20 protein-coding genes are annotated in these 15,953 nt (G+C 58.8%); 6 read left to right on the top strand and 14 right to left on the bottom strand.

All coding sequences use genetic code 11. The features are described from left to right. Positions 1-161 precede the first annotated feature (161 nt). The 3 genes from relA to VMP31_RS18715 all read left to right on the top strand — a co-directional run bounded on the left by relA (position 162) and on the right by VMP31_RS18715 (position 3,946). A complete protein-coding gene (gene relA / locus VMP31_RS18725; protein WP_325509211.1) occupies positions 162-2,405 on the top strand; it encodes a GTP diphosphokinase in 2,244 nt (747 codons plus the stop codon). A 93-nt stretch (positions 2,406-2,498) separates the two neighbouring features. After that, entirely contained in the window at positions 2,499-3,332 is an 834-nt protein-coding gene (mazG, locus tag VMP31_RS18720; protein ID WP_325509210.1) for a nucleoside triphosphate pyrophosphohydrolase, read from the top strand. Between the two features lie 74 nt (positions 3,333-3,406). Beyond that, on the top strand, positions 3,407-3,946 hold the full coding sequence (locus VMP31_RS18715) for a DUF2058 domain-containing protein (protein ID WP_325509209.1): 540 nt from the start codon (positions 3,407-3,409) through the stop codon (positions 3,944-3,946). Positions 3,947-4,041: 95 nt separating this feature from the next. On the opposite strand, the gene VMP31_RS18710 is transcribed toward VMP31_RS18715, so the two are convergent. Genes VMP31_RS18710 through purM form a run of 3 tightly spaced genes read right to left on the bottom strand, consistent with a single transcriptional unit; the run spans position 4,042 to position 6,478 of the window. Further along, positions 4,042-4,761: a DUF3108 domain-containing protein gene (locus VMP31_RS18710; protein WP_325509208.1), complete on the bottom strand. Its 720-nt coding sequence runs from the start codon at positions 4,759-4,761 to the stop codon at positions 4,042-4,044. 8 nt (positions 4,762-4,769) lie between these two features. Continuing rightward, complete coding sequence (purN, locus tag VMP31_RS18705) at positions 4,770-5,420, bottom strand: phosphoribosylglycinamide formyltransferase (protein ID WP_325509207.1); 651 nt, start codon at positions 5,418-5,420, stop codon at positions 4,770-4,772. Further along, positions 5,420-6,478: a phosphoribosylformylglycinamidine cyclo-ligase gene (gene purM / locus VMP31_RS18700; protein WP_325509206.1), complete on the bottom strand. Its 1,059-nt coding sequence runs from the start codon at positions 6,476-6,478 to the stop codon at positions 5,420-5,422. The genes purN and purM overlap by 1 nt, the downstream gene beginning before the upstream one ends. A 213-nt stretch (positions 6,479-6,691) precedes the next feature. On the opposite strand from purM, the gene VMP31_RS18695 reads away from it, so the two are divergent. Together VMP31_RS18695 and VMP31_RS18690 are read left to right on the top strand one after the other, a co-directional pair. Further along, positions 6,692-7,732, top strand: coding sequence for a DUF2066 domain-containing protein (locus VMP31_RS18695; RefSeq protein ID WP_325509205.1), 1,041 nt, complete (start codon positions 6,692-6,694; stop codon positions 7,730-7,732). Between the two features lie 109 nt (positions 7,733-7,841). Next, positions 7,842-8,912 carry an AI-2E family transporter gene (locus VMP31_RS18690; RefSeq protein ID WP_325509204.1) on the top strand — a complete coding sequence of 357 codons (1,071 nt, stop codon included), beginning with the start codon at positions 7,842-7,844 and terminating at the stop codon, positions 8,910-8,912. A 90-nt stretch (positions 8,913-9,002) separates the two neighbouring features. Here VMP31_RS18690 and VMP31_RS18685 read toward each other — a convergent pair whose 3' ends face one another. The 8 genes from VMP31_RS18685 to VMP31_RS18650 all read right to left on the bottom strand — a co-directional run bounded on the left by VMP31_RS18685 (position 9,003) and on the right by VMP31_RS18650 (position 13,287). Next, entirely contained in the window at positions 9,003-9,623 is a 621-nt protein-coding gene (locus VMP31_RS18685) for a dihydrofolate reductase family protein (protein ID WP_325509203.1), read from the bottom strand. Positions 9,624-9,793: 170 nt separating this feature from the next. Further along, complete coding sequence (locus tag VMP31_RS18680) at positions 9,794-10,267, bottom strand: OsmC family protein (RefSeq protein WP_325509202.1); 474 nt, start codon at positions 10,265-10,267, stop codon at positions 9,794-9,796. Positions 10,268-10,342: 75 nt separating this feature from the next. Then, positions 10,343-10,759, bottom strand: a complete 417-nt coding sequence (locus VMP31_RS18675; RefSeq protein ID WP_325509201.1) for a hypothetical protein — start codon at positions 10,757-10,759, stop codon at positions 10,343-10,345. Between the two features lie 29 nt (positions 10,760-10,788). Beyond that, the gene (locus tag VMP31_RS18670) at positions 10,789-11,232 is read right to left on the bottom strand and encodes an MAPEG family protein (RefSeq protein WP_325509200.1); all 444 of its coding nucleotides are present in this window, start codon (positions 11,230-11,232) and stop codon (positions 10,789-10,791) included. Between the two features lie 103 nt (positions 11,233-11,335). Beyond that, a complete protein-coding gene (locus tag VMP31_RS18665; RefSeq protein ID WP_325509199.1) occupies positions 11,336-11,644 on the bottom strand; it encodes an NIPSNAP family protein in 309 nt (102 codons plus the stop codon). 59 nt (positions 11,645-11,703) lie between these two features. Then, complete coding sequence (locus tag VMP31_RS18660; protein ID WP_325509198.1) at positions 11,704-12,219, bottom strand: metal-dependent hydrolase; 516 nt, start codon at positions 12,217-12,219, stop codon at positions 11,704-11,706. 87 nt (positions 12,220-12,306) lie between these two features. Next, the gene (locus VMP31_RS18655; RefSeq protein WP_325509197.1) at positions 12,307-12,735 is read right to left on the bottom strand and encodes a VOC family protein; all 429 of its coding nucleotides are present in this window, start codon (positions 12,733-12,735) and stop codon (positions 12,307-12,309) included. 84 nt (positions 12,736-12,819) lie between these two features. After that, complete coding sequence (locus VMP31_RS18650) at positions 12,820-13,287, bottom strand: GNAT family N-acetyltransferase (protein WP_325509196.1); 468 nt, start codon at positions 13,285-13,287, stop codon at positions 12,820-12,822. A 421-nt stretch (positions 13,288-13,708) separates the two neighbouring features. Here VMP31_RS18650 and hda point away from each other — a divergent pair, with 421 nt between their 5' ends. After that, positions 13,709-14,413 (top strand): DnaA regulatory inactivator Hda, encoded by a 705-nt coding sequence (gene hda / locus VMP31_RS18645; RefSeq protein ID WP_325509195.1) that lies wholly within the window; start codon positions 13,709-13,711, stop codon positions 14,411-14,413. Between the two features lie 99 nt (positions 14,414-14,512). Here the strand turns inward: hda and VMP31_RS18640 are convergent, their stop codons facing one another. Genes VMP31_RS18640 through arsC form a run of 3 tightly spaced genes read right to left on the bottom strand, consistent with a single transcriptional unit; the run spans position 14,513 to position 15,868 of the window. After that, on the bottom strand, positions 14,513-14,920 hold the full coding sequence (locus VMP31_RS18640) for a DUF2069 domain-containing protein (protein WP_325509194.1): 408 nt from the start codon (positions 14,918-14,920) through the stop codon (positions 14,513-14,515). Further along, positions 14,913-15,518 carry an NAD(P)H:quinone oxidoreductase gene (gene wrbA, locus VMP31_RS18635; RefSeq protein WP_325509193.1) on the bottom strand — a complete coding sequence of 202 codons (606 nt, stop codon included), beginning with the start codon at positions 15,516-15,518 and terminating at the stop codon, positions 14,913-14,915. The genes VMP31_RS18640 and wrbA overlap by 8 nt, the downstream gene beginning before the upstream one ends. Then, positions 15,515-15,868, bottom strand: coding sequence for an arsenate reductase (glutaredoxin) (gene arsC / locus VMP31_RS18630; protein ID WP_325509192.1), 354 nt, complete (start codon positions 15,866-15,868; stop codon positions 15,515-15,517). The genes wrbA and arsC overlap by 4 nt, the downstream gene beginning before the upstream one ends. Between the last annotated feature and the right edge of the window lie 85 nt (positions 15,869-15,953).

Below are 15,953 nucleotides of genomic sequence, written 5' to 3'. Positions count from 1 at the left end.
CGGGATACGGCGGCAGGGTGCTTGGATTTATCCGCGCCCGCCCTTATCTAGGTGCAGCAGGGGCGCGAAGGAATTGCGCCTTAGGTGGTTAAACCGACAGGCCTGTAAAGGTCGTCGACAGTTCGGCTGCCCCGCGGAGCAGCCTATGGAAGGTAAGCAAGATGGTTCAGGTTAGAGCGCATCAGCCGATCAACGACGACGGCAGCATCAACCTTGAGGCCTGGCTCGGGCATGTACTGAGTGTCGATCCGGCACTGGATCGCGAGGCCCTGCGTGAGGCCTGCGAGTTTGCCCGCGAGGCCGAGCAGCAGGCCAATGCCGCACAGAATCTATGGACCGAGGGCGCGTCGAGCTTCCGCTCCGGCCTGGAAATCGCCGAAATCCTGGCGGACCTCAAGCTCGATCAGGACTCTCTGGTCGCAGCCGTGATCTACCGCTGCGTGCGTGAAGGCAAGGTGCCGTTGGCGCTGGTCCATCAGCGTTTCGGCCCGGTGGTGGCCAAGCTGGTGGAAGGCGTGCTGCGCATGGCCGCGATCAGCGCTTCGATGAACCCGCGTGATTCCCTGGTGCTCGGCTCCCAGGCGCAGGTGGAAAACCTGCGCAAGATGCTCGTGGCCATGGTCGATGACGTGCGCGTGGCGCTGATCAAGCTGGCCGAGCGCACCTGCGCGATCCGAGCGGTGAAGGAAGCCGACGACGAGAAGCGTCAGCGTGTGGCCCGTGAGGTGTTCGACATCTACGCACCGCTGGCGCACCGCCTGGGTATCGGCCATATCAAGTGGGAGCTGGAGGACCTGTCCTTCCGTTACCTGGAGCCGGATCAGTACAAACAGATCGCCAAGTTGCTGCACGAGCGGCGGATGGACCGCGAGCAGTACATCAACGAAGTGATGGGTCAGCTGCGCGTGGAACTGGAGGCCACCGGGGTCAAGGCCGACATCAGCGGCCGGGCCAAACATATCTATTCGATCTGGCGAAAGATGCAGCGCAAGGGCCTGCAGTTCAGCCAGATCTACGACGTGCGCGCGGTGCGGGTGCTGGTGCCGGAAGTGCGCGACTGCTACACCGCCCTCGGTATCGTGCACACCCTGTGGCGACATATTCCCAAGGAGTTCGACGACTACATCGCCAACCCCAAGGAAAACGGCTACCGCTCGCTGCACACCGCCGTACTTGGCCCGGAAGGCAAGGTGCTGGAAGTACAGATTCGCACCCAGGCCATGCATGAAGAGGCCGAGCTGGGCGTGTGCGCGCACTGGCGTTACAAGGGCACCGACGTCAAGGCCGGCTCCAACCATTACGAAGAGAAGATTTCCTGGCTGCGTCAAGTGCTCGAATGGCACGAGGAACTCGGTGATATCGGCGGCTTGGCCGAACAGCTGCGCGTGGATATCGAACCGGACCGGGTCTATGTGTTTACCCCCGACGGTCACGCCATCGACCTGCCCAAGGGCGCAACGCCGCTGGATTTTGCCTACCGGGTGCACACCGAGATCGGCCACAACTGCCGTGGGGCGAAGATCAACGGGCGTATCGTGCCGCTTAACTACAGCCTGCAGACCGGCGAGCAGGTGGAAATCATCACCAGCAAGCACGGCACGCCGAGCCGCGACTGGCTGAACTCCAACCTGGGTTACGTCACCACCAGCCGGGCGCGGGCGAAAATCGTCCACTGGTTCAAGCTGCAGGACCGCGACCAGAACGTTGCGGCGGGCAAGGTACAGCTGGAGCGCGAACTGGCGCGTCTGGCGCTGCCCCATGTGGACTTCGACAAGCTGGCCGAGAAGGCCAATATGAAGACCAGCGAGGACCTGTTCGCCTCCCTCGGCGCGGGCGATTTGCGCCTGGCGCAGCTGGTCAACCTGGCGCAACAACTGGTCGAGCCGGATCGGGTCAACGAGCAACTTGAGCTGATTCCGCGCAAGGCCCTGGGCTTCAAGCCGGGCAAGCGCGGTGATATCCAGATCCAGGGCGTGGGTAACCTGCTGACGCAGATGGCCGGCTGCTGCCAGCCGCTGCCGGGCGATCCGATTGTCGGCTATATCACCTTGGGGCGTGGCGTGAGCATCCATCGTCAGGACTGTGCCTCGGTGCTGCAACTGGCTGGTCGTGAGCCGGAGCGGATTATCCAGGTCAACTGGGGTCCGGTGCCGGTGCAGACCTACCCGGTGGAAATCATCATCAAGGCCTACGACCGTTCTGGCCTGCTGCGTGACGTGACCCAGGTGCTGCTTAACGAGAAGCTCAATGTGCTGGCGGTCAACACCCGCTCGAACAAGGACGACAACACCGCGTCCATGTCGATCACCGTGGAGATTCCCGGGCTGGATGCATTGGGCCGGCTGCTGGGGCGTATTTCGCAGCTGCCCAATATCATCGAAGCCCGTCGCCACCGAGTTTCGTAGGATGGGTGATAACCCATCGGCCAGTTGATGGGTTATCACCTGCGTGGCCCGACTCATCCTACGATTCGCAATGCGTATTAACCGGAATCTGTCATGTACCAACTCGACGACCTGCTGCACCTGATGGCCCGGCTGCGTGACCCGCAGCACGGCTGCCCGTGGGACCTCAAGCAGAGCTACACGACGATTGTGCCGCACACCATCGAGGAGGCGTACGAGGTGGCCGACGCCATCGAACGCGGTGACTTCGATCATCTGCCGGGCGAGCTGGGCGACCTGCTGTTTCAGGTGGTGTATTACAGCCAGCTGGCCCGCGAAGAAGGGCGTTTCGAGTTTGCTCAGGTGGTCGATGGCATCACGACCAAGTTGATTCGCCGCCATCCCCATGTATTCCCCGATGGCGATCTGTATGGCGCAGTGGACGTGGCCAAGCTGGAAGAGGCCGCGGTCAAACAGCGTTGGGAAGAGATCAAGGCCCAAGAGCGCGCCGAAAAAGCCGCAGCCCCCGAGCAACTGTCGCTGCTCGACGATGTGCCCACGGCTCTGCCGTCGCTAAGCCGGGCGATCAAGCTGCAGAAGCGCGCCGCCCAGGTTGGTTTCGACTGGCCCGAGGCGCTGCCGGTGGTCGACAAGGTGCGCGAAGAGCTGGATGAAGTGCTCGAAGCCATGAGCGAGAACGACCCCGAGGCGATTAGCGATGAAATAGGCGACCTGCTGTTTGTAGTCAGCAATCTGGCGCGGCATCTCAAGGTCGATCCGGAAACCGCCCTGCGTGCGGCCAATGGCAAGTTCGAGCGACGCTTTCGTTTTATCGAGCAGGCATTGCGCGAAGCAGGGCGCAACATGGAAGATTGCGCCCTGGATGAATTGGACGCGCTCTGGGGCGAAGCCAAGAAGATGGAAAAGCAGCAAGCGCCGGGTTGCTGAGCACCTGGGCGGGATACCGCATAACGATTCTGGTGGGTACGTCCACCCAATATTGATTGTTGGAAAGGTAGGTTATGGCTCTCTCACTACGCGATCAGTTGCTTAAAGCCGGGCTGGTCAACGAAAAGCAGGTCAAGCAGGCCGGCAAGGAAAAACAGAAGAAGCAGCGTCTGGAGCAGAAAGGCCATATCGAGAAGGACGAGTCGCAAAAGCTCGCCGCTCAGCAGGCCATGGCTGAAAAGGCTGCCCGCGATCAGGAACTCAACCGTCAGCAACAGGAAAAGATCGAACAGAAAGCCCGCGCCGCTCAGGTCAAGCAGCTGGTCGAAGTGTCGCGCCTGCCCAAGCTGACCACCGAGGATTACTACAACTTCGTCGACGACAAGAAGGTCAAGCGCCTGTCGGTAAACAAGCTGATGCGCGACAAACTCAGCAGCGGCTCGCTGGCCATCGTCCGCCACGGCGGCGGCTACGAAGTGATTCCGCGCGAGGCCGCGCTGAAAATCCAGGAGCGCGACCCGCAGCGGGTAATTCTGCTCAATACCCCGACCGAAGCGGCGGATGCCGACGATCCGTACGCGGCCTATCAGGTGCCGGATGATCTGATGTGGTGATGGCGAACGCCGCTTAAACAGCCATTGCTATCCACGTATCACCAACCATAAAAAAACCGAGCCAGTGGCTCGGTTTTTTTGTACCTGGTGTTTGCTCAGTCGCGGCGGCCTTCGACCGGCTTACCGTCGACCGTGCCTTCTTTAAGCATGATCTGGTATTCCTTGCCGTCGGTTTCCACCTGGTGCAGGCGCACCAGCAGGTAGTTCCAGTCCTTGGCGAACCAGAGCACGGTCTTGCGGGTGGTCTGGGTCGGATCGCGTACGCGTTCGACCTTGATTGCATCGACCATGCCGGCCTTGGTGCGCACCACTTCTTCACCCAGCACGCGGAAGTCGTAGGTTTCCACCTCGTCGCCGTCGACCACCTGGTAGCTCATGCTCTGCTTGCCGGCGGCCACGTCGTACTGCAGGGCCAGTTGGTAGGACGACTTGTCCAGCAGGCCGCGATTGAGCGGCAGGCGCACGGGCTTGCCGCGATCCGAGCCGACGACCTGTTTGCCCTTCCAGTCGAAGGTGTGCTCGATTTTCTTGCCCTTGCCCAGGCCGCTGCGCTCATACAGGTAGGACTGAGGCAGCAGGGCTGAGTTTTCGAAGCGCAGGGTGCTTTGTTCGGTAAGGCTGGCGACCAGCATCGAGGCTTCGAAGCTGAGCTTCCACTGGTCGTTGCCTATAGCCTCCAGGCTACGTGAGGCCGTGCCGCTGACGGGCAGTTGCTTCCAGTCGGCGGTGTAGCTGGCGGAGAAGGGCTTCAGCGCGCCGGCGGCGAGGGCCGGCAGGCTGAACAGTGCAAGTGCGAACAGTAAGGCGCGACGCATGTTCTCTCCTAGGTTCGAATTATCTGGCCGGTACTTGGCAGTGCGTGTCCGTCGAGCATTGCGCCTTGGGCTTCAAGGTGCAAGCGACCTTCGGCAAACCAGGTGACGGCCAGCGGATAGATCAGGTGTTCCTGGGCGTGAACCCGCTGCGCCAGACTTTCTGGCGAGTCGTCCGACTGTACCGGTATTACTGCCTGTACGACCAGTGGTCCACCATCGAGTTCCTCGGTGACGAAGTGCACGCTGCAGCCATGCTCGCTGTCACCGGCCTCCAGAGCCCGTTGATGGGTATGCAGGCCTTTGTACTTGGGCAGCAGGGAAGGGTGGATATTCAGCAGGCGGCCGGCGTAATGACGAACGAAGCCGGGGGTGAGGATGCGCATAAAGCCGGCCAGCACCACCAACTGCGGATCAAACGCATCAATGGCCTCGACCAGCGCGGTGTCGAAGGCCTCGCGGCCCTCAAACTGCTTGTGGTCGAGCACGGCGGTGGCGATGCCAGCCTGTTTTGCGCGTTCCAGGCCGTAGGCATCGGCGCGGTTGGAAATCACCGCGCTGATACGTGCCGGATTACCGTCATGGGCGATGCTATCAATCAGCGCCTGCAGGTTGCTGCCGGAGCCGGAGATCAGCACTACCACATTGCACTGTGCCGACATTAGTGCTGTTTCAGGTTGTTCAGTACGACCTGGGCGGCACCTTCGGCCGCTTCACCGATCTGGCCGATTACCCATGGTTGCTCGCCGGCGGCGGTCAGGGTTTGCAGGGTGATCTCGACCTGATCCTGAGCCACGCAGATAACCATGCCAACGCCGCAGTTGAGTACGCGATGCATCTCGTGCTCATCGACGTTGCCTTTTTCCTGCAGCCAGTCGAAGACCGCCGGGCGAGTCCAGCTGGCCACGTCGACCACGGCCTGTGCGCCTTTTGGCAGTACACGCGGGATATTGTCGAGCAGGCCGCCGCCGGTGATGTGGGCCATGGCCTTGACTGCGCCAGTGTCCTTGATCAGCTTGAGCAGCGGTTTGACGTAGATGCGAGTCGGGGCCATCAGCAGGTCGGTCAGCGGCTTGCCAGCAACCTGGGTGGTTTCGATTTCGGTACCCGACACTTCGATGATCTTGCGGATCAGCGAGTAGCCGTTGGAGTGCGGGCCGGAGGATGGCAGGGCGATCAGGGCATCACCAGTGGCGACTTTCGAGCCGTCGATGATTTCGGCCTTTTCCACTACGCCGACGCAGAAGCCGGCCAGGTCGTAGTCTTCGCCTTCGTACATACCCGGCATTTCAGCGGTTTCGCCGCCGACCAGGGAGCAGCCGGCCAGTTCGCAACCGGCACCGATACCGGTGACCACGGTGGCAGCCACGTCGACATTGAGCTTGCCGGTGGCGTAGTAATCGAGGAAGAACAGCGGCTCGGCACCACACACCACCAGGTCGTTGACGCACATGGCGACCAGGTCCTGGCCGATGCTGTCGTGCTTGTTCAGGTTCAGCGCCAGACGCAGCTTGGTGCCCACGCCGTCGGTGCCGGAGACCAGCACAGGCTGCTTGTAGCCGGCCGGGATCTCACACAGCGCGCCGAAGCCGCCCAGCCCACCCATGACTTCCGGACGGGCGGTGCGCTTGGCCACGCTTTTGATGCGCTCGACCAGGGCTTCGCCAGCGTCGATATCCACGCCTGCGTCCTTGTAGCTGATGGAGGGTTGCTTGCTCATAGATCCAGGCCTTTAAGGAGGGAATTCGGGGATGCAACGGCGCTGCTGTGCAGCCCGTCTACGAAGGCGCGCGATTTTATCAGGCTTGCCGGGCAGCGGCCACCCGGGCGGTGCGATGGTTGCGGGCGTTGGGGCGGCTGTTTAAGGTATAGGCCTTCGCGCGCGGCTTGCCAGACCGTCGTGTGCCACTTTCCGTCCGTCGAGAATCCCCCCATGCGCTTGTCTGCTCGCCTGCTCCTTGTGTGTTTGCCGCTGTTCAGCCTGCCGGGCCTGGCTGCGTCGGTGGCCGATCTGTATCAGGTCCGCGAGCCGGTCGCCAGCCAGCAGCCGGAAGAGCGCGACGCGGCGCTGGGGCGCGCCCTGGATATCTTGATCCAGCGTTTGACCGGCAAGGCCGATGCAGCGCAAAGCCCGGCGCTGGCGCAGCTGCGCAAGGAGCCGCAGCAGGTCGTGAGCAAATACGGCTATGAAGGCGACGCCTTGCTGGTCGAGTTCGATTCGACAAGCACCGAGCGCGAGCTGCGCCAGGCGGGTTTTGCCCTGTGGGGTGCCAATCGCCCGGCGATTCTGGCCTGGTGGTTGAATGATGCGACTGATGGCAGCAGCCTCGTCGGCGACGGCCAGAGCAGTGCCCAGGTATTGCGCCAGGCGGCGCAGTACCGCGGTTTACCGCTGCGCTTGCCCTTGGCCGATCTTGAAGAGCAGCTGCTGGCGACCCCGGAGAACCTTCTGGCGGGCAAGCCCGACGCCCTGCGTTCGGCCTCGGAGCGCTATGCCGCGGATGCGCAGCTGGCCGTGCTGGCTCGTGAGGCCGACGGCCAGTGGCAGGCCGAGTGGCGCTTATGGCTCGGCGATGAGCGCGAGCAGGGCAAGGCCCAGGGCGCTGATCAGGCGGCGCTGGCCGATGCGCTGCTGCTGGCCGTCAGCCAGCGCTTGGCACCGCGTTTTGTCGTCACCCCGGGTGCCGCCACCAGCCTGACCCTGGAAATACAAGGCGTTGACCTCAAACGTTACGCCGAACTGCAACGGCTTCTCGAACCCTTTGCCGCCCAGCTGAGCAAGGTCCAGGGCGAAACCCTGACCTTCCAGGTCAAGGCCAGTGCCGAACAGCTGCGCGCCCAGCTGGCCTTGGCGCAGCTGCATGAGGTCACCGAGCCAGCTCCGAGTGCTGAACCCGACGCGGCACCCACGGCCTCTGGCGAACCCGCGCCACGCATTCTGCCGCGCACTGATGTGCTGCGCTTTCGCTGGTAGACTGCGGGCCTAAGCCTGGCCGGCGGCAGAACTGCTCTGTCGTTGCGCCCTGGCTGCCCGTGTTCGGGCATCCCCCCGGTTGGACTGTTTGGCTAATGGAGAGCGCGGCATGATTGAATCTCAGCGGTGGTTATGGATAGCAGGGGTGTTGCTGCTGGGCTGGTTGCTGTATCTGCTGCATCCGATTCTTTCGCCCTTTCTGATCGGCGTGTTGCTGGCCTATATGGGCGACCCGCTGGTGGATCGTTTCGAGCGCTGGAAGCTTTCGCGCACTTGGGGCGTGGTGGCGGTATTCGCGCTGATCGGCCTGGTGATGGCCATCCTGCTGCTGGTGCTGGTACCCATGTTGGGCAAGCAGTTGATGCGGCTCTACGAAATGGCTCCCGAGATGCTCGACTGGCTGCAGAACAAAGCGCTGCCCTGGGTGCAGCTCAAGCTCGGCCTGGACGAAGGCTTCTGGCGTTTCGACAAACTCAAGGAAGCCTTTTCCGGGCAGGTGGATAAAACCACCGATATCCTCGGCATGCTGCTGTCCAAGGCCACCGCTTCGGGGCTGGCGCTGTTGGCCTGGCTGGCCAACCTGATGCTGATCCCGGTGGTGAGCTTCTACCTGATGCGCGACTGGGACCTGATGGTCGCCAAGCTGCGCAACCTGCTGCCGCGCGGCCGGGAAGGGCTGGTGGTGAAGTTGTTCAGCGAGTGTCATGAGGTGCTGGGTGCATTTCTGCGCGGCCAGTTGCTGGTGATGCTGGCGCTGGGCGTGATGTACGCCACCGGTCTGATGCTGATCGGCCTGGAGCTGGGCCTGCTGATCGGTGTGCTGGCCGGCCTGGCCAGTATCGTGCCCTATCTGGGGGTGGTGGTCGGCATAGGCGCGGCCCTGACGGCTGGGCTGTTCCAGTTCGGCGTGGATTTTTACCCGCTGCTGGGCATTACCGCGGTGTTTGTGGTCGGGCAGATGCTCGAAGGCATGCTGCTGACCCCGCTGCTGGTGGGTGATCGCATCGGCCTGCACCCGGTTGCGGTGATCTTCGCGATTATGGCGGGCGGGCAGTTGTTCGGCTTTACCGGCATCCTCCTGGCCCTGCCGGTGGCTGCGGTGATCATGGTGCTAGCGCGTCACCTGCACGACTTCTACAAACAGTCCGATACCTACGGCGCGCCAACAGCGGAAGACTGATTTGCACAGCAGAGGCTGACAGCGCGGTTAGGCGCGCCCGGGCGCATAGCGCGAGGGCGGCGTCTGGAAGCGCTTGTCAGTCGTCACTGCTTACTTATCAGCACGCCCTGTGCGTACTTCACCGCTGCGCGCGTAGCGGGCAAGCAGTACACCGCTAGGCGTGCCGACTGAGTGCACCAGGGTGAGGGCAGAGGGTTGTATATCGTCGCCGAATAAATGCTTACCGCGCCCGAGCATGACGGGGTAAATCATCAGTCGAAGCTCGTCCACCAAGCCGGCCGCAAGCAGTTGACGCACCATCTCGCCGCTACCCCAGGTCAATAGATCGGCTCCGTCCTGCTGTTTAAGCGCGCGTATCGCATCGGCAAATTCGCCCTCCAGCGCCCGACTGTTCTGCCAGTCCAGCGTATCGGGGCGGTGCGTGGCCACGTGCTTGGGCATGCGGTTAAATCGCTCCGCGATGGCGTGATTGGCTGAACCGGCCTGTATGTGTGGCCAATATCCCGCGAATATTTCGTAGGTACGACGCCCCAGCAGCAACTCGAACGGTTGCGAGAGCAGCTCCTGCAAGTCCTGGCTGAGGACTTCATCGGAGTAGGGCGCTATCCAGCCACCGAGGCGAAACTCGCCACTGGGGTCTTCTTCAGGCCCACCGGGGGATTGAATAACGCCATCCAGGCTGATGTGTTCGGCAACGATCAGCTTGCGCATAGGTTTCTCCAGGTTTGTCCTCGTAAAAATCCTCCTACGGGGAATGCCTCTGTAGTCACGACAGCCAATCAGCTGCATTTCCTAATGGATAGTCGAGCGCGGCTCTGCGAAATCGACAAGGCGATGTCTGGATGCTTGAAAGGTGGGTAGCCCGTTCGGGTGGCGACTGGTTAGACGGCAACATACACGGGCTCGCAACGCACTTCGGTTTTTACTGAGTTGGCGATAAAGCACTCTTGATGTGCTTCATGGTGCATTTTTTCGATTTGCTCTCGGGTCGGCACTTTTTCACCTGAGAAACTCACCTCGGGTTTAAGGGTGACGACTGTCATGGCCAGTTTTCCGTCTGGGTTTTTCTCCATTACGCCAATAGCTTTGTCGACGTAGCGATCTACGCAAAATCGCCGTTTGGCTGCGATGGAGAGAAACCAGAGCATGTGACAGCTTGAAAGTGAAGAAATGAATGCCTCCTCGGGATCAACCGCCGCTGCGACCGACATGGGAATGGGCACTACATGCGGCGATGAAGACCCCGGCACGTCTATACCGCCATCAAAGCGGAGGATATGTTCTCGGCTATAACGATTGCCGAGAAAGTCTTGCCCATTGCGTGTCCAAATAACTTCAGCAACATACTCAGCCATAAGGTTTCCTTCCCGTGTTTGAGTCTTTCGGTCTGCGCGGCGCTATAGCTCGGTCCGGTAAGCGCCACGAGCAGCTTAAACCGTATTGACCTCGATAAACCATTTGGGCTGCATAGTCTCGAAATCCTGACGGGTATTGGATGGCAGATAGCCGGCAGAGTCCAGTACAAAAGCTTGGCCATCCATGCGCTTGAATACAACCCAATGCCAGAAGTCTTTACCTTCTTCCTGATGGTGCTTGATGGACAATAACGCCAGATCGGGCAATGCCTGCCAGGACTCAAATGGAACTTCGTCCTGAGAGGTTTGAACGCCTGCACTGGACAACAGGCGTCTAACATACTGGGTATCGGACCAGAGTGATTTATCTGACGCATAAATACCCATGGCATTGGCTATGGTCTTCATCTCTGAGTACGTTTTGCCCAGGATGTTGGCAACCGATGCAATTCCGCATCCCGTGGTTTCTTCCTGCACTACCGTTTTGCGCATTGATAACCCCTTAATGTTTGAAACATTGGTTATGCGGCACCTGGAACATTCAAGAGTGCGATAACTGCAATATAGGTCAGTGCAAATAATGGGATATTTGACAAGGCAAAAAGCAAGAAACGTATTTCGATTTTGTTGATCAGCGACTGTACAAGGCTATGTCCAATGCGTAGAAAGACATACGCCCATGCAAGCAGTAGGCTTGTTTGAGATTGAACACCCAGCAACGCAAGCGAAATTGTAAGTGCATAGAATAGGGTTGGCTGTTCCAGCAAGTGATTGTAATTATCTGCTTTCCAGCGTACTCGCGGCGGCAGCAAAGACATTTGCTCGCCTCGCGGGGCGCTTGGGTCAGGTTTAATGTTCGCGGCGCGCATAGCAGGGAGTCGCGTGGCGTACATCCATAACCACATCACCATCGTCCATGCAATTAAAGCGAGTGTTGGGCCAATAAACTGAACTGATATTGCCATAAGAATTTCCCTATTTTTGAATTGTCTAGTGAAGTATGACCATAGGCTAAAGAGCGAGCTTTAGCCTATGTCTGTGAGTGAAAAGAGCAATTCCAATCACTTTTTAGGCATTGAACACGGGGCTAAAGAATGTTCGCTCATAGCTGACGATACATTTTGTTTCTTCGGCATACTTGAAGGCCGCGATGCATGCCGTGTCTTGAAGTGATTTTTCCCGGTACTGCTCATACTCAGCAAGGCTTGAGAAGGTGAACATGGCGAGCGCAATGTTATTGGCACCCTCTGATGGCAAGAAGTAGCCGTGATGTTTGCCGCCGAATTTTTCGACCAAGGGAATCCATAATTTGCCGTAGTACTCAAATTCTTTGAGTTTGTATGGGTCAATTACGTATCGGAGGTGGCAGGTAATCATGGTGTTTTCCTATATGCCTAAGGGTTAAGCTAAAAAATCCATTTTTCGGTTCCGGCGAGCTAGGTGGGCGCATTTCTAGAAGTGCTAGGCTTAAAATGCCATAAATAAATAGCCCAAGTAAACATCAGTATTTCAAGCGCGAACGACCAATGCAAAATAAAGTTTAGCCACCAGGGTTTATAAACAGCCTCGACGGTGAAGAGAGCATAGGGCTGATCTATGAGCGGGGCAAACCACCAGATGTCACCTACTATTGAATCTAGCAGCATATGAATAAAACCGCTGATTGAAAAGATGAGTGCGAGTGCGGCATATGATTTCTTTGAGGCGAGTTTGAACCAAACACTTGACGCCGCAAGCATGGTCAGCCACAGCGCCGGATAATGCGGCCAGTATGTATGGTGGTGATTTTGTCTATTGTCGAGCAAGTAGAAATAGAACATATCAAAGTCAGGGGCGATTGCACCCAGTACCGCTGCTAAGATAAAGAATCTTGTTGTAATGCCGGTGTTTGCAAATTTCTTGAGCAGTAATTTGGCGGTAATATACCCCGCTGGTAGATGGCCAATAAACATAAAGGTCCTGATGTTTAGTTAATGGGCTGCTTTAGTTCAATGTTTCCGGGTAAGCGAGGGTGAATAAAAATAATCCTTCCAATTCGTTTAGGCTATAAATTGACTTAGCCTGAGTAGATACCCGTCCGGGTCCATTATCATAAGTTGTCGAATATTTAAAAAACTGTTATTGGTTCGATATGATTTTTGCTCTAAGGGGAGCTTGATGGGATAGCCATACCTCAGTAAACGACTGTGAATGCCGTCAAGATCCGTAACGGTTATCTGGAAATTTATACCTCTGCCTAATGGGTATTCGAGCTTTGCTGTAACCCAAGGGTCATTGTTCGGGTCAAGGTTATCTATCTGCTCAAGCATTATAAAAGCGCCATCGAGTTCTATTGTTGCAAAATTATTCTCTGGGCGCTCGAAGCAAATAGAGAAACCAAGTAGCCCTATATAGAATTCTAGGGATTCTCCAAGATTACGGACATACAGCTCTGGTGTTAATGGTGGAAATATTCCGATATTGGCCATGATTTATACCGCATAGCGATAGGTCAAGGGGCGGGCTTTAGCCCGTCCCGGCGAGCGCGGCGAACGGGTTGAACCACTTGTTTGTTAGCCGATAAGCTTGCACATGATGTGCGAGTGATCTTTAAAACCTAGCTTCTCATAAAATTTTTGTGCTGATTGGTTAAAGGCCATAACCTCTAGTCTAATTTGCTCCGCGCCTTGCGAGGCAGCCCACTTGCTACATGCCGACATAAGTTTTGTGCCAACGCCGGAAGCACGATATTTTTCGTCAACGACTATCGTCCCTACACGACAAACCGGACAGCTAACTAGAAATGGTATTGTCTCGTTTTTAGTGATTATTGCCGTCATAAACCCGACAACTCTACTTTCTATTTCTGCTACCAAAAACAGCCTTGATTTATCACTCAGAGTATTTTGTAAAAACTCTTTGTCAGCGGCGGAAGGTTTTGTAAATGCTTCTGGTGCATTTACGAAATGAAAAGTACCTATTTGCTCATTCAGCACCAATAATGCTTCTAAGTCCGTTGCTTCCGCTTCTCTGGTTCTCATAAGTCCCTTTGATGCCACTGCTTTCGGCTAACTAATAATTAGGCGACATCGCTGTCGCACAACACACCTGTCGGTGCCTGATAATCACTCTGTCACGCGCTAAGATTTTGAATTGCCTGCAAACCCGAACGATAAACACGACACGGGAGGGAGCAAAGCGACATAGAACAATACCGGGTACCGACACGGCACCATTCCGCTAGAAACTACTGATCGCCCCTGCAGCTGTCTAGCAACGGTGTTGAAAAAGTGCCGCACATATCTCCCGGGTTGGCAGGCTGGGGCTGAAGCCGGGCGGGCAGGGGGCGCAGCGGCCAGTAAAGACTCGCTTTATCCATCAATGACTTAGCGCTAAGAAGGCTATAAACTTTGCGGACTTTATGGAGAGCCCCCTGCGGTTCCGACGGACCGCCCAGCCTGTATGACACCCATCCAACTGCCATTAGGTGTGCGTTTACGCGATGACGCCACCTTCGCCAACTACTACCCCGGAGCCAACGCTGCGGCGCTTGGTTATGTCGAGCGTCTGTGCGAAGCGGATGCGGGGTGGACGGAAAGTCTGATCTATCTCTGGGGCGGCGCGGGTGTGGGCTGCAGCCATCTGTTGCAGGCGGCCTGTCTGCGTTTCGAGCAGCGTGGCGAGCCGGCGGTGTATCTGCCGCTGGCCGAGGTGGTCGAGTACGGTCCGGCGCTGCTGGATAACCTGGAACAGTGCGAGCTGGTCTGTCTGGACAATCTGGATGCGGTGGCCGGGCGTGCCGACTGGGAGGAGGCGCTGTTTCATCTGTTCAACCGCCTGCGCGACAGTGGTCGGCGGTTGCTGCTGGCGGCCAACGCGTCGCCGCGGGAGCTGCCGGTGCAGCTGGCCGACTTGCAGTCGCGCCTGACCCTGGCGCTGGTGTTTCAGCTGCAGTCACTGTCCGATGAGGACAAACTGCGTGCCCTGCAGTTACGCGCCTCGCGCCGCGGCCTGCACCTGAGCGATGAAGTCGGGCGCTTTATCCTGACCCGCGGCGAGCGCAGCATGAGTGCGCTGTTCGAGTTGCTCGAACGCCTCGACCAGGCCTCGCTGCAGGCCCAGCGCAAACTGACCATTCCCTTTCTGAAAGAAACCCTGGGCTGGTAAAGGCCTGCCATAGGCAGCAAGCCAAAGCGATGAGCCGCCCGTAAAAGCCTGATGTTGTCAGCGCGCGGGCAGCACGCTGACCCCCCATGCAGCTTGCTGTTATTCACCGGCCAACTTGCGGTCGTACTGGAAGCGCCAGCGGGTGAACATCAGGGCGGCGCAGAACAGGCTGAAGCTGAGCAGCGTCAGCAGCCAGCCATACAGCGCCTTGGAGGGGTCAAAGGCGGCCAGTACGCCCTGGATAAAGTACAGGTTGACCACAAAGCAGGCCCAGGCGTGAGCGCGGGCGTTGCCCAGAAATATCCCGGGAGCCAGCAGCAGCAGGGGAGCCAGCTGGAAAGCCAGGATCACCCAGAGCAGCGTGCCGGGTATCTCGGCGAACTGCAGATTCCACACCACCAGTAGCAGGGTCAGGGCCAGGAAGCTGAGCAGGCTGGCGGTGCGGCTGATGGCCAGGCGCGGCTTGAGCCATTCCAGCGATGGCAGGGGCTTGGGGGTTTTAGCCACGGCGGCTCTCCAGTTTTTCTGCGGTTTGCGCCAGGCGCTGGCCCAGGGCGCGGCACAGGGCTATTTCGTGCTCGTCCAGCGGGCGTTTGCCATCGGCACCGGCATGGTGACTGGCACCGTAGGGCGTGCCGCCGCCACGGGTCTCCAGCAGCGCGGCTTCGCTATAGGGCAGGCCGGTAATCAGCATGCCGTGGTGCAGCAGCGGCAGCATCATCGACAGCAGGGTGGTTTCCTGGCCGCCATGCAGGCTGGCGGTGGAGGTGAACACGCCGGCCGGTTTGCCGACCAGGCCGCCGGTCAGCCAGAGGCTGCTGCTGCCGTCGAGAAAATACTTGAGTGGCGCGGCCATGTTGCCGAAGCGGGTCGGGCTGCCCAGAGCCAGGCCGGCGCAATTCTTCAGTTCGTCGAGGCTGGCGTAGGGCGCGCCTTCTGCCGGGATCTGCGGCGCGACTGCTTCGCACTCGCTGGAGACGGCCGGGACGGTACGCAGGCGCGCTTCCAGGCCGGCCATCTCCACACCGCGGGCAATCTGCCGGGCCATCTCGGCGGTGGCACCGTGGCGGCTGTAATACAGCACCAGAACATAGGGAGCGCTCACGGCAGTACCTCCAGGACTTTCTCCGGCGGCCGGCCGATCACGGCCTTGTCGCCGGCGACCAGAATCGGCCGTTCGATCAGTTTCGGGTGCTGGCTCATCGCTTCGATCAGCTGCGCGTCGGTCAGCGCAGGATTGGCCAGGCCGAGCTGCTGGTAGGCGTCTTCGCCACTACGCAAGAGTTGGCGTGGGGCGATCCCAAGCTGGCGTAACAGGGTCTGCAACTGGCCTACATCGGGTGGTGTTTCCAGGTAGCGCACGATGCTGGGCGTCAGGCCGCGCTCTTCGAGCAGCTGCAGGGCAGCCCGGGATTTTGAGCAGCGCGGATTATGGTAGAGCGTAAGGTCGGTCATATACGGGTCGCTTGTTGCCATGGATGGCGGCTATTCTAACCGCTTACGACAGCTGCGCCTGTGTCTGAAGCGGGTTGTCGCGGTG

The sequence above is a fragment of the Pseudomonas sp. genome, assembly GCF_035512415.1.
GTDB lineage: Bacteria > Pseudomonadota > Gammaproteobacteria > Pseudomonadales > Pseudomonadaceae > Aquipseudomonas.
Note: the sequence above shows the minus strand (reverse complement) of the source record. Positions and strands in the feature narration are given on the sequence as shown.